Origin of the sequence: Streptomyces sp. NPDC001513 (assembly GCF_042894695.1) — a bacterium.
Lineage (GTDB): Bacteria > Actinomycetota > Actinomycetes > Streptomycetales > Streptomycetaceae > Streptomyces.
Map to the genome: position 1 here is coordinate 159,306 of NZ_JBIAVU010000001.1, position 18,900 is coordinate 178,205.

The 18,900-nt window shown below is 73.0% G+C and carries 16 protein-coding genes and 1 pseudogene; 7 read left to right on the forward strand and 10 right to left on the reverse strand.

Annotation, left to right across the window (positions count from 1 at the left end; translation table 11 throughout):
- Window positions 1–194: 194 nt before the first annotated feature.
- The 5 genes from ACFYZ4_RS00880 to ACFYZ4_RS00900 form a co-directional block, all read right to left on the reverse strand.
- The gene (locus ACFYZ4_RS00880) at window positions 195–1,313 is read right to left on the reverse strand and encodes a glycine betaine/L-proline ABC transporter ATP-binding protein (RefSeq protein ID WP_390782596.1); all 1,119 of its coding nucleotides are present in this window, start codon (window positions 1,311–1,313) and stop codon (window positions 195–197) included.
- Window positions 1,310–2,887 carry a GMC family oxidoreductase N-terminal domain-containing protein gene (locus tag ACFYZ4_RS00885; RefSeq protein ID WP_351296101.1) on the reverse strand — a complete coding sequence of 526 codons (1,578 nt, stop codon included), beginning with the start codon at window positions 2,885–2,887 and terminating at the stop codon, window positions 1,310–1,312. Before ACFYZ4_RS00885 ends, ACFYZ4_RS00880 begins: the two co-directional genes overlap by 4 nt.
- 15 nt (window positions 2,888–2,902) lie before the next feature.
- Entirely contained in the window at window positions 2,903–4,387 is a 1,485-nt protein-coding gene (locus ACFYZ4_RS00890) for an aldehyde dehydrogenase family protein (protein WP_390782597.1), read from the reverse strand.
- A 209-nt stretch (window positions 4,388–4,596) separates the two neighbouring features.
- On the reverse strand, window positions 4,597–4,935 hold the full coding sequence (locus ACFYZ4_RS00895) for a hypothetical protein (protein ID WP_390782598.1): 339 nt from the start codon (window positions 4,933–4,935) through the stop codon (window positions 4,597–4,599).
- A 164-nt stretch (window positions 4,936–5,099) separates the two neighbouring features.
- Window positions 5,100–5,525, reverse strand: coding sequence for an ATP-binding protein (locus ACFYZ4_RS00900; protein ID WP_351296110.1), 426 nt, complete (start codon window positions 5,523–5,525; stop codon window positions 5,100–5,102).
- 324 nt (window positions 5,526–5,849) lie between these two features.
- On the opposite strand from ACFYZ4_RS00900, the gene ACFYZ4_RS00905 reads away from it, so the two are divergent.
- Window positions 5,850–6,134, forward strand: coding sequence for a hypothetical protein (locus ACFYZ4_RS00905; protein ID WP_390782599.1), 285 nt, complete (start codon window positions 5,850–5,852; stop codon window positions 6,132–6,134).
- A gap of 30 nt (window positions 6,135–6,164) precedes the next feature.
- Here ACFYZ4_RS00905 and ACFYZ4_RS00910 read toward each other — a convergent pair whose 3' ends face one another.
- The 3 genes from ACFYZ4_RS00910 to ACFYZ4_RS00920 form a co-directional block, all read right to left on the reverse strand.
- Entirely contained in the window at window positions 6,165–7,085 is a 921-nt protein-coding gene (locus tag ACFYZ4_RS00910) for a YihY/virulence factor BrkB family protein (RefSeq protein ID WP_351296116.1), read from the reverse strand.
- Window positions 7,086–7,214: 129 nt separating this feature from the next.
- Complete coding sequence (locus ACFYZ4_RS00915) at window positions 7,215–9,947, reverse strand: DNRLRE domain-containing protein (protein ID WP_390782600.1); 2,733 nt, start codon at window positions 9,945–9,947, stop codon at window positions 7,215–7,217.
- A gap of 183 nt (window positions 9,948–10,130) precedes the next feature.
- A complete protein-coding gene (locus ACFYZ4_RS00920; RefSeq protein ID WP_390782601.1) occupies window positions 10,131–10,760 on the reverse strand; it encodes a helix-turn-helix domain-containing protein in 630 nt (209 codons plus the stop codon).
- Between the two features lie 77 nt (window positions 10,761–10,837).
- On the opposite strand from ACFYZ4_RS00920, the gene ACFYZ4_RS00925 reads away from it, so the two are divergent.
- From ACFYZ4_RS00925 to ACFYZ4_RS00950, 6 genes and pseudogenes are all read left to right on the forward strand, one after another.
- Window positions 10,838–12,322, forward strand: coding sequence for an MFS transporter (locus ACFYZ4_RS00925; protein WP_390782602.1), 1,485 nt, complete (start codon window positions 10,838–10,840; stop codon window positions 12,320–12,322).
- A gap of 113 nt (window positions 12,323–12,435) precedes the next feature.
- On the forward strand, window positions 12,436–12,738 hold the full coding sequence (locus ACFYZ4_RS00930) for a hypothetical protein (protein ID WP_384343207.1): 303 nt from the start codon (window positions 12,436–12,438) through the stop codon (window positions 12,736–12,738).
- A gap of 205 nt (window positions 12,739–12,943) precedes the next feature.
- Window positions 12,944–13,405: a Crp/Fnr family transcriptional regulator gene (locus ACFYZ4_RS00935; protein WP_384343204.1), complete on the forward strand. Its 462-nt coding sequence runs from the start codon at window positions 12,944–12,946 to the stop codon at window positions 13,403–13,405.
- Between the two features lie 123 nt (window positions 13,406–13,528).
- The gene (locus ACFYZ4_RS00940; protein WP_351304277.1) at window positions 13,529–14,326 is read left to right on the forward strand and encodes a hypothetical protein; all 798 of its coding nucleotides are present in this window, start codon (window positions 13,529–13,531) and stop codon (window positions 14,324–14,326) included.
- 199 nt (window positions 14,327–14,525) lie between these two features.
- A pseudogene (locus tag ACFYZ4_RS00945) lies at window positions 14,526–14,822 on the forward strand (DUF4190 domain-containing protein); the annotation flags it as partial.
- Between the two features lie 106 nt (window positions 14,823–14,928).
- Window positions 14,929–15,309 (forward strand): septum formation family protein, encoded by a 381-nt coding sequence (locus tag ACFYZ4_RS00950; protein ID WP_390782603.1) that lies wholly within the window; start codon window positions 14,929–14,931, stop codon window positions 15,307–15,309.
- A gap of 74 nt (window positions 15,310–15,383) precedes the next feature.
- Here the strand turns inward: ACFYZ4_RS00950 and ACFYZ4_RS00955 are convergent, their stop codons facing one another.
- Entirely contained in the window at window positions 15,384–17,846 is a 2,463-nt protein-coding gene (locus tag ACFYZ4_RS00955) for an FtsX-like permease family protein (protein WP_390782604.1), read from the reverse strand.
- Window positions 17,840–18,577 (reverse strand): ABC transporter ATP-binding protein, encoded by a 738-nt coding sequence (locus ACFYZ4_RS00960; protein ID WP_390782605.1) that lies wholly within the window; start codon window positions 18,575–18,577, stop codon window positions 17,840–17,842. The genes ACFYZ4_RS00955 and ACFYZ4_RS00960 overlap by 7 nt, the downstream gene beginning before the upstream one ends.
- Between the last annotated feature and the right edge of the window lie 323 nt (window positions 18,578–18,900).

Here is an 18,900-nt window from a genome sequence, read left to right on the forward strand (position 1 = left end):
GTGGAGCGGACGCGGTACGGGAGGGGCGCGCGCCGGCGGGCCGTTCGGAGGACTGCGGGGCTTTCGAAGGGGTGGCGGCGCGGGCGTCGGGCCGGGTGGGGGCCGGTGTGTGGTCCGGCGTGTGGGTCGGGGTCGCGGTCATGCGCACCACCTCCGGGCATCGGGGACGGGGGTCGCGGGACGGGCCGGGCAGGTCATGCCGCCACCCCCCGTCCGGTGGTGGCCGGGAGTCCTGCCACGACGGCGAGGAGTCCCGCGTCGTCGACGACGCCCAGGCAGCGGCCGCGGTCGACGACGCGGGCCGGACCGCCGCTGAGGGCGACGGCGTGGATGGCCTCGGACACGGTGGTGGCAGGGCCCAGCGCGGGGCCCTGTTCGGCCTCGCCGGCCGTGGCGGGGCGCATCGCGGTGCGGACGGTGAGCACCTGTTCGCGGGGGACGTCGCGGACGAAGTCCCGTACGTAGTCGTCGGCGGGCGAGCCGACGATCTCCTCGGGCGTGCCGAGCTGGACGATGCGGCCGTCGCGCATCAGCGCGATCCGGTCGCCCAGGCGCAGGGCCTCGGCGAGGTCGTGGGTGATGAAGACCATGGTGCGGCCCTCTTCGTGGTGGAGCCGGGCCACCTCCTCCTGCATCTCGCGCCGGATGAGGGGGTCGAGTGCGCTGAACGGCTCGTCGAACAGCAGCACTTCGGGGTCGGCGGCGAGGGCGCGGGCCAGGCCGACGCGCTGCTGCTGGCCGCCCGAGAGCTGGCCGGGGCGCCGGTCCTCCAGGCCTTCGAGGCCGACCTTGGCGACGAGCTCGGCCGCCTTGTGCCGGCGGTCGGCGCGTCCGACGCCCTGGATCTCCAGTCCGTACGCCACGTTGTCGAGGACGGTGCGGTGCGGGAGCAGGCCGAAGTGCTGGAAGACCATGGCGGCGCGGTGGCGGCGCAGGGCGCGCAGCCGGGTGGCGTCCATGGCCAGGACGTCCTCGCCGTCGATGGCGAGGCTTCCGGCGGTGGGCTCGATGAGCCGGGTGAGACAGCGTACGAGGGTGGACTTGCCGGAGCCGGACAGGCCCATCACGACGAAGACCTCGCCCTTGCGGACGTCGAAGGTGACGTCGCGGACGGCCGCGGTGCAACCGGTGCGCTCGCGCAGTTCGGTGGCGGACAGGTCGGCGTCGGCGGAGCCGGGGACCTTCGCGGCGGCCTTGTCGGGGCCGAAGACCTTCCAGAGGCCGTCCACGGAGAAGACGGGGGACGCGGCCGGATCGGCTTCGGGTGCGGCGGGACCGGTGGGGGCGGCGGGTGCGACGGGGGCGGTGGTCATCGGGTACCACCGTCCCGGGCGAGCAGTTCGGCAGCCTTTTCGCCGACCATGAGCACTCCGATCATCGGGTTGACCGCGGGCATCGTCGGGAAGACGGAGGCGTCCGCGATGCGGATGCCTTCGAGCCCGCGGATCTTCAGGTCCGGGCCCACGACGGCCCCGGGGTCGTCGGCGGCGCCCATCCGGCAGGTGCCGGCCGGGTGGTAGACGGTGTGCGCGACGGAGCGGGCGTAGGCGCTCAGCTCCTCGTCGCCGGTGATCTCCGGGCCGGGGCAGACCTCGCGCCGCAGCCAGCCGGCGAGCGGCTGGGTCGCGGCGATCTCGCGGGCGAGCTTGATGCCGTCCACGAGGGTGCGGCCGTCGTAGTCGTCCTCGTCCGTGAAGTAGCGGAAGTCGAGGGCCGGTTTGACCTCGGGGTCCGCGCTGGTCAGGTAGAGGCGGCCGCGGCTGCGGGGCTTGGGGATGTTGGGGGTCATCGACACGCCGTGCGCGGGGCGTTCGTAGCCGATGCGCTCGGGGTTGTCGGTGAAGGGGACCTGGTAGAAGTGGAACATCAGGTCGGGCCCCGCGGAGTCGGGGTCGCGGCGGACGAACAGCCCCGCGTCGCTGTCCATCGCGGAGTTCTCCGGTATCGGGCCGTCGGTCTCCCAGACGATCACCGACTCGGGGTGGTCGAGGAGGTTCTCCCCGACCCCGGGCAGGTCGTGCACCGGCGGGATGCCGAGGGCTTCCAGGTCCGCGCGCGGGCCGATGCCCGAGTGGAGCAGCAGCCGCGGGGTGTCCACGGCGCCGGCGCACACCAGGACCTCGCGGCGTGCGGTGACCAGGGATTCCGTACCGTCCGAGGAGCGTACGCGGACCCCGCGCGCACGGGGGCCGTCGAGTTCCAGGCGGTAGGCCCAGGTCTCCAGGAGGATCCGGAGGTTGGGGCGTTCGTCCATGACGGGGTGGAGGTAGGCCACCGACGCGGAGGAGCGCTTGTTGTCCTCGGGGTGGTAGGCGAGGTCGAAGAAGCCGGCGCCCTCGTGGAAGGGCTTGCGGTTGAAGCCCTCGACGCGCGGGACGCCCAGGGCGTTCTGCGCGGAGTCGACGAAGTCGCTCGCGATGGCGTTGCGGTCCTTCTCGGCCACCGGGACGATGTTGTTGAGCAGCTTGTCGAAGTACGGGTCCATGGCGGCCGCGTGCCAGCCCTCGGCGCCCGCCTGCTCCCACTCGTCCCAGTCGGACGGGAGCGGCCTGAAGGCGATCAGGGTGTTGTGCGAGGAGCAGCCGCCGAGGACGCGGGCGCGGCTGTGGCGGATGTGCGAATTGCCGCGGGGCTGCTCGGTGGTGGGGTAGTCGTAGTCGAGCTCGCCGCCGAGCAGGCCCATCCAGCGGCGCAGGGTGAGCACGTCGGGGCGGTCGACGTCGCTGGGGCCGCCCTCGATGACGGCGACGGTGACGTCCGGGTCCTCGGTGAGGCGGGAGGCGATCACCGAGCCGGCGGTGCCGCCGCCGACGACGACGTAGTCGTACTCCTGCCGCTCCTGCGTGGACGTGGGCGTGGGGGTGGTGCTCTGCGTGGGGGTGTTCATCGCTGTGCTCCTCCTTCAGCCCGCGAACCAGCGCACGGGGCGCGGGGCGAGGTTCTGGTACACGTGCTTGGTCTCGCGGTACTCCGCCAGGCCCGACGGGCCGAGCTCGCGCCCGATGCCGGACTTGCCGAAGCCGCCCCACTCCGCCTGCGGGAGGTACGGGTGGAAGTCGTTGATCCAGACGGTGCCGTGGCGCAGCCGGCCCGCCACGCGGCGGCCGCGGCCCGGGTCGGAGGTCCACACCCCGCCGGCGAGGCCGTACTCGGTGTCGTTGGCGAGCGCGACGGCTTCGGCCTCGGTACGGAAGGTCTCGACGGTCAGGACCGGCCCGAAGACCTCCTCCCGTACGACGCGCATCCCACGGTGGCAGCCGTCCAGCACGGTCGGCCGGTAGAAGTAGCCGGGCCCGTCGGGCCGCCGGCCGCCGGAGCGCAGTACGGCTCCCTCGGCGAGGGCGGAGGCCACGTACTCCTCGGTGCGTTCGCGCTGCGCGGCGGACACCAGCGGTCCGCACTCCACGCCCGGGTCGGTGCCGCGGCCGAGGCGGATCCGGTCGGCGCGGCGGGCGAGTTCGGCGACGAAGCGCTCGGCGACGCTCTCCTCGACGATGAGCCGGGAGCCGGCGGAGCAGACCTGGCCGCTGTGCATGAAGGCGGCGTTGAGGGCCTGGTCGACGGCGGTGTCGAAGCCTTCCTCGGTGGCGCAGGCGTCGGCGAACACGACGTTGGGGTTCTTGCCGCCGAGTTCGAGGGCGACCTTCTTGACGGAGTCCGCGGCCGCGCGCATCACCTTCGTACCGCTGGTGAGACCGCCGGTGAAGGAGACGAGGTCGACGTCGGGGTGGGCGGCGAGGCGCGCGCCGACGGGGTCGCCGGCTCCGGTGACGAGGTTGGCGACGCCGGCCGGCAGACCGGCCTCCGCCAGCAGGCCGATGAGGGCCACCGTGGACAGCGGGGTGATCTCGCTGGGCTTGAGCACGAAGGTGTTGCCCGCGGCGAGGGCCGGGGCGATCTTCCAGGAGGCCTGGAGGAGCGGGTAGTTCCACGGGGTGATCAGGGCGCAGACCCCGACGGGCTCGTGGACGACGACGCTGTGGACGTCGGGGGTGCCGGCGTCGACCACGCGGCCGGCGCCCTCGCCGACGACGAGGTCGGCGAAGTAGCGGAAGGCGTCGGCGACGCAGTCCACGTCCACGCGGCCCTCTTCCAGGGTCTTGCCCGCGTCACGGCTCTCCAGCAGCCCGAGGATTTCGCGGTCGCGCTGGAGCAGGTCGGCGGTGCGGCGCAGGAGTGCGGCCCGCTCTTGGACGGGGGTCTGGGGCCACTCGCCGCCGTCGAAGGCGCAGCGGGCGGCACTGACGGCCGCGTCGGTGTCGGCGATGCCGCCCTCGGCGACGACGGCGAGGACCGTGGCGTCCGCCGGGTCGAGGATCTCTCGGGTGGCTCCTGAGACCGCGGAACGCCAGGTCCCGGCGATGTGGATGGTCGTCTGCTCGGACACGACGCGCTGTACCTCCGATTCCGGCACCGCGGCCTACCCGCGGTGGTGCTGCTCGTGCGCGCTTGCCCCGGTCTGCGGAAGCCATGTCCCATCCGTCACTGGAAGTGACAGGAGTCACTCCCTGCCACCCCGACGGGATATGGGTGAATATATGGAGATTTCGGACATTCGGCGAGCGTTGGAACAGCCATCGGGCATGGTGAGATGCCCTATGCCGTCCAGATCGGGTCGTCCGGGTCGGGCCTACCCGAGAACCGTTCGAGCGGCTGTCCGGCAAGGGAAAGCTGCTCACGCGCAACGGTGATGAAGTGGTTCTGCGCCGCTACCACGCGTGACCGCAGAACGAGCCGGCTCTCCTCGGGACCCAGGCCGCGTTTGACGATGGTGTGAAGACGCCATATCTGCTCGTCGAGGCTGTGGGCGGCTTCTGCGATGTCCTTGTCGGCGATGAGGTTCACCATGCTCAGCGCCTCGTTCCACGGTCGCCAGTCGATCGCGGTGGGCAGTACGACACCTTGTGGGACGGCGTCCGGGCGACTGGCTTCCATGTCACTGAGGTCAATGAGCACCCCGGACGATTCGCAGACATGAACACAGTCTGACGCAGCGGCAGTTCGGCCGATGAGGCTTCAACAGGTGCCGCGCGTTGGGCCTGGCGGTGCAGGACGCCGCCGGACCGGCCTCGTGGAGGGGGTGGAGCCCGAGCTGTCCGTCACGCGTCAGGGGACTCGCCCGCGTGCGGGGCGGGTGCCACCCGGGGATGGAAACAGGCGGTGATCGTCTTGCCGCCGTGGAAGGAATGGGCGTCCCATTCGTCGGCGAGGGCGTCGATGATGGCGAGTCCCCGTCCGGACGTCGCCTCGTGTGAGGGGTCGCGCGGGGCCGGGAGGCACGGGTCCCCGTCGGCGACGCTGACGTGCAGGCACCGGCCGTCCCAGGTGAGCACCAGCCCGGCGCTGCTGCGGGCGTGGATGTGCGCGTTGGTGACGAGCTCCGACACCGTCAGCAGGACGGAGTGGGCCGTGTCGGGGGCGTCCGTCGTCCACCGCAGGGCGTCCAGGTGTTCGGCGGTCCACCGGCGGGCCTCGCGCACCCCTCGGTGGACGGGAAAGGACGTGGCCCACCCCTTGGCACGCATGGACACCGCGCTCACCTCGTTCGCGCTCTCGTGTGACGCCGGACCGGACGGATCGGGACGCGGATCAGAACCGGCTCGCCCGGTGGCGGGCCCGGTGCCCGTCCCTGCGGTGGACGAGCAGCAGGGCCAACACCACGGGCGCGATCAGCAGGACCATCGTCGTCATGGGAGTGCTCCTTCCGTCGTGGTCGGTCTCTCCTCGACGTCTGGCCGCGATGAGGCGTCCGAAACCCCGACAGCGGCCGTCTCCCCCGCGTCATCCGCCCGATCGCGGGTACCCGCGCAGCACCCGAACACCGAGAACTGGACGGAGAGGGCACCCCGATGACGATGACATCGCAGGGCAACAACGCTTCCACCTCGACCGAGTTCCGTCGGCAGGCCGCGCGGGCCGCCGGGCGGCTGCGGGACACCGCCGTGCACGTCGGGCATCTGGTCGAGGCCAGGACGTCCGATCCCCTCCTTGTCTCCGCGCGGGCCGGGGCCGGTCGGGCCGTGACGGTGGCGCGGGCCAACCGGACCGCGTTGACCACGGTGGCCGGCGTACTGGCCGCCGCCGTGCTCGCGCGGAAGGCCCGGCGGGTGCGACGGGCGCGGCGTCAAAGGTAGTCAGAGGAAGTCAGAGGAAGTCAGGGGTGGTCAGCGGGAGTCAGGGCCGAGGGCGTCCGGGCGTGACGGCACCGGCTCCCGCTCCCTGGCCCGTTCGGCGTTGAACTGGGCCCCGGTGAGCAGGGCCAGGTTGGCGAACCAGAGCCAGACGACGAAGACCACGATGCCGGCCAGCGAGCCGTAGAGACGGCCGTACGTGTCCAGCTCCGTGTAGAGCGTGAAGAGCGCCGAGGCGGCCAGCCACAGCAGCGCCGCCAGGACGCCGCCGGCCAGGCCCTGGCGGACGCCCCTGCTCTGGGCCGGTCCGGTACGGAAGAGGACCAGCACCAGGAGGGTGACGACCACCAGCAGCACGGGCCAGCGCAGGAGCGCGATCGTGTCCGGGCCTCCGCCGGCGGCCCGTGCGGCCCACCGGGCCGGCGGCCCGGACATGACCAGGCCCGCGGCGCCGACGACGAGCAGGGTCAGCAGCAGTGCGGCGTTGATGAGCAGCATGTGGGCCGTGCGGAGCGGACGGCGCGTATCAGGCACCCGGTGCATCGTGTGCAGGGCGCGGCGGAACACCGCCAGGTAACTGCACGCCGACCAGAGCGCGCTCGCGACACCGCTGAGGAGCAGGGCCCACATCGACGAGTGTTCCGTCGAGAGGCCGTCGAGCGCGTCCTGGAGCACCTGCGCCGATTGCGGAGGGGCGTACGCGGTGAGGTCGGCGATCAGCCGGTCCCTCGTCGCCCCGCCCAGCAGCCCCACGAGGGAGACGGCGATGACGAGCGCGGGCAGCAGCGCCAGGAGGGCGTAGTAGGTGAGGGCGGCCGCGTGGTCGGCGAGGTTGTCCGTCCACACGCGGACGGCCGTACTCCGCAACGCGGCGCGGGTGCGCGCCACGAGGGCGGTGGCGGGGGCGGGAGGGCCGCCGCCTCGGCATGATGCGGTGCGGGGGATGTCGGTCACGCCCTGCACGTTCCCTGCGGGCCCGTGCCCATGCGCCGCCGAGGACCACGCCGTCGGCCGGACGTTTCACCCACGAGGGGGCGCGGGCCGTATCGGCCCGCGCCCCCTCGTGTTCGGTCGGCCCTCAGGTCACGGTGCGCCGAAGGTCAGTGTCAGCTGCGGTGTGCCCTCGTTGGCCTGCGCTTCGGAGGACCACAGCCACAGGGCGTCCGTACCGCTGCTGGTCAGTGCCAGGCCGTAGCCATCGCCGAGAGCCGCCGCGACCGTCGCGGTGGTGAGCGCGGTGGTGTGCACCGCGCTGCCGTCCGCAATGCCCGCGAAGCCGCCGAGTGCCGGGCCGCCCAGGGCGGGGCGGTTGTTGTACGTGGTCCCGCCCTCGCTCCACGAGCCGGTGACCGGGACGACCGAGACGGTGTCCGTCGTACCGGCGCCGCTCATCGTGCTGGTCTTCACGCTCAGGGTGGCCGCCTTGAGGACCGTGCCCGCGGGCGCGGCCGGCAGGTCGAAGCGCAGGTAGCCCGCGTAGAAGGAGGTGCCGCGCACCGCGAGGGAGGACGAGGTGCCGTAGTTGGTCGCGGGCGCGCCCGCGTTGGCGTAGGTGTCCTCCGCGGCGGTGACCTGGACGACCGAGTCGGCCGGGGCGGTGGCGAGGGCGTAGTGGTTCTGGACCTGCGCGGCGCTCAGGACGGTCGGGTAGACGGCGGTCTCGTCGAGCCGGCCCGCCCAGTACTCGCTCGTCGGGCGGTCGGGCCAGCCGCCGAGGCTGTCGCCGCCGGCGTGCCAGTACCCCGAGAAGTTCTCGTGGGTGGTGACGTTCAGGGTGCCCTTCTGGGCGCCGTCCACATAGAGGGTCATGCCGCCGGGGCCCTGGCTCGCGACGACGTGGTGCCATTGGTTGTCGTTGTACGCGGCGCTGGTGGTGACGGTGCGGGTGGCTCCGGTGTAGACGCCGTAGACCAGCCGGCCGTCGTTGGTCATGTAGATGTGCTTGTCGTACTGATTGCTGCCGCGTGCCTGGTTGTTGCCGAAGCCGAGGAGCTTGCCGCCCCGGGTGGTGTCCGTCTTGAACCAGGTCTCGATGGTGTAGGTGCTGCCCACCGTCTGCCGCTTGTCCCCGTACACCTGGGTGTCGGTGCCGTTGAAGCCGATCGCCGTGCTCGCGCCGGAGACCGCTCCGGGGCTCTGCCGCAGGGCGGGGGCGTTCAGGTGCACGCCGCTCTGGTTGCCCGAGACGGAGGAGTCGGCGGCGAAGGGCAGGGCCGACTCGTCGTAGCGCCAGTACTGCTGGGCTCCGTCGGCTCGGACCTGGTTCGGGTAGCCGTCCACCTGGGCCGGGACGGTCACGCTCGCCGTCGCCGACAGGGCGCTGGTGTTGCCGGCCGCGTCGGTGGCCGTCACCCGGTACGTGTACGTCTGGCCCGCTGCCGCGGTGGTGTCGGTCCAGGAGGCCTGCGGGCGCTTGAAGAAGAGCGAGTCGGCGGTGACCGTGGCGATGGGCGTGGCCGCGCCGTTGCGGTGGATCCGGTAGGTCAGCGCGCTGTCGTCGAGGTCGAGGCTGGTGCGCCAGCGCACCTGGACCTCGCCGGGCTTGAAGCTGACCGCGCTCGCGACGGGCACGGTGGGCGCCCCGGTGTCCCCGGTGGAGGCGAAGCGCGTGAGGCTCTGCTGCGCCGCGCCGTTGACGGTGGTGAACTCCCCGCCGACCCACAGGTACTGCACGCCGCCCTTGGAGCCGACCGTCATCACGCGCGGGCCGATGCCCTCGCCGATGCCGTCGTTGGTGTCGGGGGCCCAGCCCAGCTTGCCGGTGCCGCTGGTGGGCTGGGCGAGCAGGTGGTGGCGCTGTCCGTCGGGGAACTCGCCGACGCTGGAGCAGTCGTGCGCGTGCGAGGCGCTGTAGAGCACGCTCTGGTACGGCAGCACGGCCTGGGTGGCGCCGAGGCAGGTGTCGCGCCAGCGCTGGCCGAAATCGCCGAGGTTGAGGGCGATCCGGCCGTCGAAGACCCCGCCGCCGGTGCCCTCGTTGGCGGTGTAGAAGCCGGTGGCGTCGGTGGCGATGTCCTTGACGACGGAGTTGGTCTCGATGAAGCCGGCGTACGACTTGGTGAGCGCGCCGCTCGTCGCGTCGACGACGGCCAGCGCGTGCGTGTTCGCACCGTTGACGGTGAAGAAGTCGCCGCCGAGGACCACGCTGTTGCCGTCCGGGGTGACCTCGACGGCGCGGCCGGGTTCGTCGGCGTCGGCGGTGAAGGGCTTGAGGGCGCCGTCGGCCGCGCCGACGGCGGCGAAGCGCTCGCGCGGCTGGCCGGCGACGCTGAGGAAGTCGCCGCCCGCGTAGACGGTGTCGTCGGTGACGGCGAGGGCGCGGACGGTGGCCGCGAAGGCCGGGCGGAAGCCGGTCTTCACCGTGCAGCTCGCCACGTCGATGGCGGCGAGGCTGGACACGGCCGTTCCGTTGACGGCGCCGAAGTAGCCGCCCGCGTACAGGGTCGTCTTGTCCGGGGAGAGGGCGAGCGCGCGGACCGTGGCGCTGCCGGCGGCGATGGTGAAGGACAGTTTGCAGGAGGTCGGGGCGCCGGTCGCGGCGTCGAGCGCCACGAAGTTCACGGCCGACTGCTCGCTGCCGACGCCGCCCGCGGGCGGGCGGACGGTGGAGAAGGTGCCGCCGGCGAAGACCTGGCCGCCCGCCTCGGCGAGGGCCCAGACGACGCCGTTGGGCTGCCAGGTGGACAGCGGGTCGGCGGTGAAGGCGACGGGCGGGGTGACGGCCGCCGCCTGGGGGACGAGGCCGAGGCCCAGCCCTGCACCGGTTCCGGCCAGGGACAGGGCGAGAGCGGCCGCCAGATTTCTGGATCTACGCATGAACCCCCCAGTTCGGTGTGGCGTGCGGCCGTGTGGCGCGGCCGCGTGAGTCATGGCCGAAAACCGCCGAACAGCCGTCCGCGACCATGCGTACGGGCGCACCTTAGGGCGATTTTGCGCTCGGTTCATCCCTCTTGACACATCGGATGCCAAATCGCTCCGGTGGCCGCGCGTGCGCCGCCGTCACGTGCGCGGTTTGGCGCGGAGGTGCATCCGCTCCCCCTGGCGGCCGAAGAGGCTCAGGATCTCCACGGGCCGCCCGTCCGCGCTGGTGAACCAGTGGGGCAGCCGGGTGTCGAACTCGGCGGCCTCGCCGGGGCCGAGGACCAGGTCGTGGTCCGCGAGGACGAGCCGCAGCCGGCCGTCGAGCACGTACAGCCACTCGTACCCCTCGTGCGTACGGAGGTCCGGCTCGGTGCCCCGGTCGGTGATGAGCATCTTGAATGCCTGGAGGGGGCCCATGCTGCGGGTGAGCGGGACGGCCGTACCGCCGTTGGGCATGGTGCGGGGGGTCAGCCGCACCCGCGGGTCCCCCACTTCGGGGGCGCCGACGAGGTCGTCCAGGGGCACGCGGTAGGCACTGGCGAGCGGCAGCAGCAGTTCCAGGCTGGGGCGGCGCTGTCCGGATTCGAGCCGGGAGAGGGTGCTCTTCGAGATGCCCGTCGTCTCGGAGAGCGCGGCCAGCGTGAGCCCCCGCTGGGCGCGCAGCCGTCGCAGCCGGGGGGCGACCTCGTCGAGTACCGCCTGGTGGGGCGCCGGCTTGTCCGTGCGGTCGTTCTCCGTGCGGTCGTTCTCCGTGCGGTCGTTCGCCATGCGGCCATTCCATCGCGCCGTCCCGGAATCGGCAACAAGGTTTGCCGCTGGAGCGCCGAGGCGCACACGCTCCGGGCATGAGCCCACACCGTGATTCCGGACCCGCGCAGGAACAGCAGTACGCCGGCGCCACCGCGACGGCCACGGCCACTGCGGGGCGGCAGCAACCGGCGGTCCGCTGGGTGCTGGCCGGCCTGTCGCTCTCGATGCTGCTGTCCTCGCTCGGCACCAGCATCGCGAACGTCGGCCTGCCGACCCTGGCGCAGGCGTTCTCCGCCTCCTTCCAGCAGGTCCAGTGGATCGTCCTCGCCTATCTGCTCGCCATCACCACCCTGATCGTGGGCGTCGGCCGGCTCGGTGACCTGATCGGCCGCCGCCGGCTGCTCCTGGGCGGGATCCTGCTGTTCACCGTCGCCTCGGTCGGGTGCGGCGCCGCGCCCACGCTCTGGCTGCTGATCACCGCCCGGGCGGCGCAGGGGCTCGGCGCGGCCGTGATGATGGCCCTCACCATGGCGTTCGTCGGGGAGACGGTCCCGAAGGCCCGGACCGGCAGCGCCATGGGACTGCTCGGCACGATGTCCGCGGTCGGCACCGCTCTGGGGCCTTCGCTGGGCGGCGCCCTGATCGCCGGGCTCGGCTGGCGGGCGATCTTCTTCGTCAACGTGCCGCCGGGCCTCCTGACGTTCCTCCTCGCCCGCCGCCATCTGCCCGTCGACCAGCAGAGGGCGGCGGGGGCGGGCCGACCGCGCTTCGACCACGTCGGGACCCTGCTGCTCGCGCTCACGCTCGCCGCCTACGCGCTGGCCATGACCCTCGGCCACGGCCGTTTCGGTCCCCTCAACCTCGCGCTGCTCACGGCCTCCGCCCTGGGCGTCGCCCTCTTCGTACGCACCGAGGCGCGGGCGGCGGCGCCGCTGATCCGGGGGGCGGTGTTCCGCGATCCCGCGCTGCGCGCCGGCCTCGCCACGAGCGCGCTCGTCTCGACGGTGGTGATGGCGACGCTGGTGGTCGGGCCCTTCTACCTCTCCCGGACGCTCGGGCTCGACGAGGTCCTCGTAGGACTCGTGCTGTCGGCCGGTCCGCTGGTCGCCGCGCTCACCGGGGTACCGGCCGGCCGCATCGTGGACCGGATCGGTGCCCCGCGCACGACCGCCGCCGGGCTCTGCGCGACGGCGCTCGGCGCCCTCGGCCTGTCCTTGACGCCGGAGACCGCGGGCGTCCTCGGCTACGTCGTGCCCCTTGCGGTCCTCACCGCCGGCTACGCGGTGTTCCAGACGGCCAACAACACCGCCGTCATGGCGGACGTCCGCCCCGATCGGCGGGGCGTCGTCTCCGGCATGCTCGGCCTCTCGCGCAACCTCGGGCTCGTCACCGGTGCGTCCGTCATGGGCGCCGTGTTCGCGTTCGCGTCGGCGACGACCGACATCACGACGGCGGGCCCGCACGCCGTCGCCGGCGGCATGCGGGTCACGTTCGCGGTCGCGGCGGTACTGGTCCTCCTCGCACTCGCCGTCACCCTGGCGGGGCGCCCTCGGAAGGACGGGCCGCGGGGCGGGCGCTGAACGCCCGCCCCGCCGGGGGTCACGCAGGGTCACCCTGCGGAAACTGCCCCGCGCGGGCCCGCGCGCCTCTACCGTGCCCTGAGGTGATGGGCACGGCACCGGAGGTGGGGCGGATGGACGAAGAAGAAGACATGCGGCTGGCGGGGATGACCCCGGAGATCTCCCGCCGCACCCTCACCATGCTGCGCGGCCTCGCGGGCCTGGAGCCGCCCGAGCAGGTTCCCGAGGACGCCATGGTCGTCGCCGACGCCGTCCTGGCCGAGCACGGCACGGACGGGCTGCGGGTGCTGGTGATGACGCTGGCGTCCTGGGCGACGGCCCAGATCGAGAACGTCGCCGAGCTCAGCGGGCGCAGCCACGAGGCGGTGCTGGACGCGATGGAGCTGGCCTGCCTGGAGCCGAACGCCGAGGAATAGGACCTGCCCGGGGGGCGATCGCCGGGCCACCGGGCCCGCCGGGTGGCCGGAGGTGAGGGTTCCGCGGTCGGTCCGGAAGCCGGTCCGGAATCGCGTCCGGAATCAGGTCCGGAAGAAAGACGGTCCGGGCCGGCCGGGATCGGGCGGGTGTCGGCGACACTGGGAGAAAAGGAGCGTCGCCGGGGGGTCGTGATCGGAGGCCGTCGTGAGCACACCTTCCCCCATCCGCATCGCTGCCGTCCTGTCCACGGAGCATCGTGGACGTCTGATGTCCCAGGCCCACGAGGTCAATTTCCCGGAGAACGCGCGGATCTTCGACGAGGGACACCGGGCGGATTCCTTCTGGATCGTGCGCTCCGGCACGGTGACCCTGGAGATCCCCGTGACCGGCCGCCGGGCCGCGGCCGTGGAGAACCTCGGCCCCGGTGAGCTGGTGGGCTGGTCCTGGTTGTTCCCTCCGTACGTGTGGCAGCTCGGCGCGGAGGCGATGACGCCGGTGCGTGCGTACGAGTTCGACGCGGCGGCCGTACGGATGCTGATGGACGCCGATCCCGCCTTCGGGTCCGCGATCGGGCACTGGGTCGGGCGGGTGCTCGCGATGCGGCTCCAGCAGACCCGCACCCGGCTGCTGGACCTGTACGCCCCCCGCCTGAGCGCGGCGGGCTAGGGGGTGTCCGGGCCGTCTCCTTCGGATCGTGCCGCCGGGCCGGTGGAGCGGGCCGTGCGGGTCCCGGAGCGGCGGTCCGGTCCCCGAATGGCCGGTCGACGGGCGGCCGCGCACGATGGAGGGGTGCGAACCGAGGCTAGTGGCACGGGCAGCGGACCGGTGTCCGGATTCCTGGAGAACCCTGTCGTCGGGATGGCTCCCTGGATCCTTTTCTCCCTGCTGGTCGGACCGGGGCGCTTCGAGATCTCGGTCGCGATCGCCCTGGCGGCGGCCGTCACCCTGGTCGTCCTGAGCCACGTGGTCAACCGGGGCAGCTCCTGGAAGCTGCTGGAAGTGGCTGACGTGGTCTTCTTCGCCGCGCTGGCGGTGGTCGGGGCCCTGGCGAGCGAGGGCACGCTGCGCTGGCTGGAGACCTATGCGGGCGAGGTCGCGAGCATCACCCTCGCCGTGATCGCCTTCGGCTCCATGGCCGTGGGGATGCCCTTCACCCTCCAGTACGCCCGCGAGCAGGTCGATCCGGCCCTGTGGCACACACCCGGCTTCGTCCGCACCAACTACGTCATCACGGCGGTGTGGGGGCTGGCCTTCCTGGTGACGGCCATCGCGGGCGCGTACGGGGACCTGGTCCTGCACAACCCGAACAACATCTGGACCGGCTGGATCATCCAGATCCTGGCGATCGTCGGGGCGCTCCGCTTCACCGGCTGGTACCCGGACGTGGTCCGGGCCCGCGCCGCCCGCGAGGCGGCCGGCCAGGCGCCCGAACCGCTCCGCCTGGCCGGGCTGCTGCTGCCCCTGGCCGGACTGTTGGTGCCGATCGGGATCGCCGTCCTCGTCTTCGACGCCAACGCGTGGTGGCTCGGCGTGGCCCTGATCGTGGGCGGCGGACTCCTGACGAGGAAGCTCCAGTCGCAGAACTGAACCCGCCGCGCGCCCCTGCGGGTCTCTTCATCCCCACCCCACGGCAACTCCCGCCGTCTCAGAGGGGTAGCGTAGGCGCGACATAAAACCATGGGCAGGTATGTCGGTGTGGTCCGATCCGTGCCGCCCGTCGCCGGAGGCGATGTCACCGCCTGGCTGTTGGTTGCGTCTCACCCTCTGAGCAAGGAGCTCCACACGGATGTCCATACCACCGCAGCCGCCGTCGTCCCCGCAGCCGTACCCGCAGTCCGGACCGTACGGGCAGCCGGGGCAACCGGGGCCGTACGGCGGCCCGCAGGGCTGGCAGGGGCAGCCGCCGGTGTCACAGAAGACCAACGCGCTGGCCATCGTCGCGTTCGTCATGTCGCTCGTCTGCGCGCTGCCGCTGGTTCCGCTGATCCTCGGCATCATCGCCCTCTCCCAGATCCGCACCCGGGGTGAGAAGGGCAAGGGCCTGGCCGTCGCGGCCATCGTCATCCACTGCGTGACCCTCGCGTTCACCGGTGTGGCGCTGGCCCTCGCACTGAGCGGGGGGGCTGGACGCCGGCCCCGCGCCGAAGCGCGACACCGGTGGCCAGGTCACCGGGTCGGGCTCCAGCAAGGTGCAGGACATCCGCAAGGGCGACTGCTTCAACACGGGCGGGGACCTGGCGGAGTACGAGGACGAGGACGGCGCCCAGGCCGGCTACTCGGTGAAGATCGTGCCCTGCGACCAGGCGCACGAGGGCGAGGCGTTCGCCGTCTTCAACCTGGACGACGGTGCGTACCCGGGCAAGGACAAGGTCGTCTCGATCGCCGAGGAGAAGTGCTCCGGTACGGCGCTGACCGACTACGTGGGCAAGAACGCGAACGTCTCGGACAAGCTGGGCGTTTTCTACTACTACCCGCAGCCCAGCACCTGGGCGTTCGGCGACCGCGAGGTCACCTGCTTCGTGGGCGACTCCAGCGGCACGAGCACCGGTTCGCTCCGCTCCGCTTCCTGAACCGGCGTCTTCCGTCGGGACAACTCCTCTTCGAGGCACGCCAAGGGGTGTCCTGCCGATCGGCAGGACACCCCTCAGTCATGCACGCCGGCCCGTTCGGCCGGGCGGCGTCGCAGGGCCCGCGCGGCCGGGGCGACGGCCGCGGCCACCGCGAGGGCCGCGCAGGCCGCGACCGTCGCGCCGAGGGCGTCCCACGGGACCACGATGCCGCTCGGGACCTCCAGCAGGCCCAGGGCCCACCGGATTCCGGCCAGGTTGAGGACGGCGACCAGGGAGCCGGCGACCGCACCGACGAGGACGACCGTCAGGGACTCCCCCGCCACCAGCCGGAGCACCTGCCACCGGGTGGCGCCGGCGAGGCGCAGCAGTGCGAGCTCCCGGGCCCGGTCCGCGGTGGCCATCACGAGGGTGTTGGCGAGCGCGATGCCGGTGTAGAGCAGGGCGATGCCGAGGACCAGCAGGAAGCCCAGCCGGGTGGTGCGCTTGGTCCCGGGGTGACGGGCCGCCGTCCACTGGTCCTTGGTCAGGACCCGGCCGCCGGTCGGGCGGGCGGCCTCGGCCAGTCCGGAGGCCACCGCCGTGGGGTCCGCGCCCGGGGCGAGCCGTACGTCGATCCGGTCCACCGGCGCTCCGGGGGCGTTGGCCGGGGTGACGTAGGCCCCATTGTTGCCGGTGCCGGTGCTCATCACGGCGGCGATCCGCAGGGTCTTGCGGGTGCCGTCGCCCAGCCACACGTCGACGCTCGATCCGACGGTGTGCCGCTCCCACTCCTGCGTGACGATGACGGAGTCGTCGTCGAGGTCGCCGAGCCGGCCTGCGACCAGAGGCGGTTCGGCGGTCCGGGCGAGGTCCTTCGGGTCGGCGGCGCGGGCGTCGGAGCGGATCAGCGCCACGCCTTCCTCCAGGACGTGGAGTGCGGTCGCGGCGGTGGCGCAGACCTCGGTGCCGGGCACGGACCGGATCCGGTCGACGGCCGCCCGGTCGAAGCCGCCCGCCCCTCCCGTGATGACGAAGTCGGCGGTGGTCTGCCGCCGGATCTCGGCGGCCTTGGCCTCATTGAGGGTGGCGGTGGTGCCGAGCAGGGATCCGGCGAGGGCCACGGTGACGAGGACGGGGGCGGCGATGGCCGCCGTACGGCGGGTACCCGCGGCCGCGTTCTCCCGGATCAGCATCCCGCCGGCGCCCGGCAGTTGGGCCGGGAGCCAGGCGATCAGCCGGACCAGTGGCCGGACGAGCACCGGGGACAGCAGGGCGAACGCGACGATGAACAGCATCGGGCGGCTGGTGTACGTCTTGCGGTGGAGCAGGTCCGACGGGTCGGTGAGCAGGGTGTGCGCGAGGGTGCCGACGCCGGCCAGCAGCAGGGCGGAGCCGAGGATCCAGCGGCCCGGGGTCATGGTCCTCGTCTCGACGGCGGCTTCGCGCAGGGCCTCGGTGGGTCCGACCCGGCCCGCCCGCCAGGAGGCGGCGACGACTCCGGCGAGGGCGACGAGCAGCCCGGTCCAGAAGGCGGCGTGCAGGGGCCAGTCGGCGTCGCCGAGGGCGAACCCGTGCGGTGCGATGCCCTCGTCCACCAGCCATCGGGCGAGCACGGGTGCCCCGTACGCCCCCAGCAGGCAGCCCGCGGCGGAGGCCGCCACGCCGAGGACCAGCGCCTCGGCGAACACCGTGCGGCGGACCTGGCCCGGGGTGGCGCCGGCGGTGCGCAGCAGGGCGAACTCCTTGCGGCGCTGGGCGACGGCGAAGGCGAAGGTGGAGGCGACGACGAAGACGGAGACGAAGCCGGTGACCCCGCCGGCGGTGCCGAGCAGGGCGTTCACGGCGAGCAGTGCCTCGCTGTCGCGCTCCGGGTCGGGGTCGGCGTGGCGGCGGTCCGGGCCGGTCAGGACCCGTACGTCGGGGTCCTGGCCCACGGCGGCCCGTACGGCGGCCGGGTCGGCGGCGACGACGAGCTGGTCGATGGCGGGTGACAGCCGGGAGGCGCGGGCGTCGGTCCAGAACACGGCGTCCTCGAAGCCGAGTCGGCCGCCGGGGGCCGTGACGGTGCCGACGACGGTGGCGGGTCCGCGGTCGGTGGTCAGCCGGGTGCCGGTCCGGGCCCAGCCGGTGGTGACGACCTCCTCGTCGGACTGCGGGGCGCGGCCCGCGTCGAGGGCGTACGGGGCGAAGGCGGCGACCGACCAGGGGTGGCCGACGAGTTGCTCGGGTGCGCCTTCGGCGCGGACGGGGAAGGACCGGTCCTCGGTGGTCCGGCCGAGGGCGGCGAGCCGTTGTGCGAGGTCGGGGGCGACGGGCTTGGGGTGGGCGAGGGCGCCGGTGCGCTCCCCGTTGGGGCCGGGGACGCGGAGGATGTCGTTGCCCTTGACGACGACGGGGGCCTGGGCGAATCGTTCGGGCGCGCGCTGCGGGGCGTCCAGGGTGGCGGCGAGCGCGAGACCCATGGTGGCGATCAGGCCGACGCCGAGGGCCAGGGCGAGGAAGCTGCCGGCGTAGGTGACCCAGCGGGTGCGCGCGGTGCGCAGGGCGATACTCAGCACGGCGCGGCCTCCAGCGCCGTCATGCGGGCGGCGATGTCCGGGGCGCTCGCGCCGCCCAGTTCGCCGCACAGGCGGCCGTCGGTGAGGAAGACGACGCGGTCCGCGCAGGAGGCGGCCACCGGGTCGTGGGTGACCATGACGACCGTCTGGCGGTCGGTGTCGACCATGGCCCGGAGCAGGGTGAGCACCTCGCGGCCGGTCCGTGAGTCGAGGGCGCCGGTGGGCTCGTCGCCGAAGAGCACGTCGGGGCGGGTGATCAGGGCGCGGGCCAGGGCCACGCGCTGCTGCTGGCCGCCGGACAGCTGCGCGGGCCGGTGCCGGGCGCGGTCGCCCAGGCCCACCCGGGCCAGGACCTCGCGGACCTCGGCCTTGGCGGGGCGGCGGCCGGCGAGGCGCAGCGGCAGGGCGACGTTCTGCTCGGCGGTCAGGGCGGGCAGCAGGTTGAAGGCCTGGAAGACGAAGCCGATCCGGTTCCGGCGCAGCAGGGTCAGCCGGGTCTCGCTCAGGCCGCCCAGTTCCGTGCCGCCGACGGTGACGGTGCCGGAGGTGGGGCGGTCGAGTCCGGCGGCGCACTGCAGCAGGGTGGACTTGCCGGAGCCGGAGGGGCCCATGACGGCGGTGAAGGTGCCTTGGGGGAAGTCGAGGGAGACCTGGTCGAGGGCGGTGACCGCCTGGTCGCCGGCGCCGTGGACCCGGCTGACGTCCCTGAGTTGGATCGCGTCGTTTTCCATGCCTCGACCCAACCGTCCCGGAGGGCTCGGCACAGCGGGCCTGGAGGGTGTTCCGGGGGTAGGGCCGGCCCTACCCCCGGAGGGGTACCAGGCCCCGTCCGGGCCGATCACAGCCGGAAATTCAAAGGTTTCGGGGGGATTTCGTGTCGGTGTTCGGCCGATTCGGCGGACTGCTCCCGCACAGGTCAGCTCGTTCACGCGGCTGCGGTCTGCACTCATCCGTACACGATGGGTGACGAAAAATGGGGGTGCGAACGGGCGTTCACGGCCCGCGTGAGCAAGACTCTGTCCGCTATCCGAAACACCAACCCAAGGGAGTGTTC

What these genes read in the sequence shown, in the direction of transcription:
- ACFYZ4_RS00880 (WP_390782596.1), bottom strand. Translation starts at nt 1,313, where the DNA reads ATGACCACCGCCCCCGTCGCACCCGCCGCCCCCACCGGTCCCGCCGCA.
- ACFYZ4_RS00885 (WP_351296101.1), bottom strand. Translation starts at nt 2,887, where the DNA reads ATGAACACCCCCACGCAGAGCACCACCCCCACGCCCACGTCCACGCAG.
- ACFYZ4_RS00895 (WP_390782598.1), bottom strand. Translation starts at nt 4,935, where the DNA reads ATGGAAGCCAGTCGCCCGGACGCCGTCCCACAAGGTGTCGTACTGCCC.
- ACFYZ4_RS00900 (WP_351296110.1), bottom strand. Translation starts at nt 5,525, where the DNA reads ATGCGTGCCAAGGGGTGGGCCACGTCCTTTCCCGTCCACCGAGGGGTG.
- ACFYZ4_RS00905 (WP_390782599.1), top strand. Translation starts at nt 5,850, where the DNA reads ATGACGATGACATCGCAGGGCAACAACGCTTCCACCTCGACCGAGTTC.
- ACFYZ4_RS00915 (WP_390782600.1), bottom strand. Translation starts at nt 9,947, where the DNA reads ATGCGTAGATCCAGAAATCTGGCGGCCGCTCTCGCCCTGTCCCTGGCC.
- ACFYZ4_RS00920 (WP_390782601.1), bottom strand. Translation starts at nt 10,760, where the DNA reads ATGGCGAACGACCGCACGGAGAACGACCGCACGGAGAACGACCGCACG.
- ACFYZ4_RS00925 (WP_390782602.1), top strand. Translation starts at nt 10,838, where the DNA reads ATGAGCCCACACCGTGATTCCGGACCCGCGCAGGAACAGCAGTACGCC.
- ACFYZ4_RS00930 (WP_384343207.1), top strand. Translation starts at nt 12,436, where the DNA reads ATGGACGAAGAAGAAGACATGCGGCTGGCGGGGATGACCCCGGAGATC.
- ACFYZ4_RS00960 (WP_390782605.1), bottom strand. Translation starts at nt 18,577, where the DNA reads ATGGAAAACGACGCGATCCAACTCAGGGACGTCAGCCGGGTCCACGGC.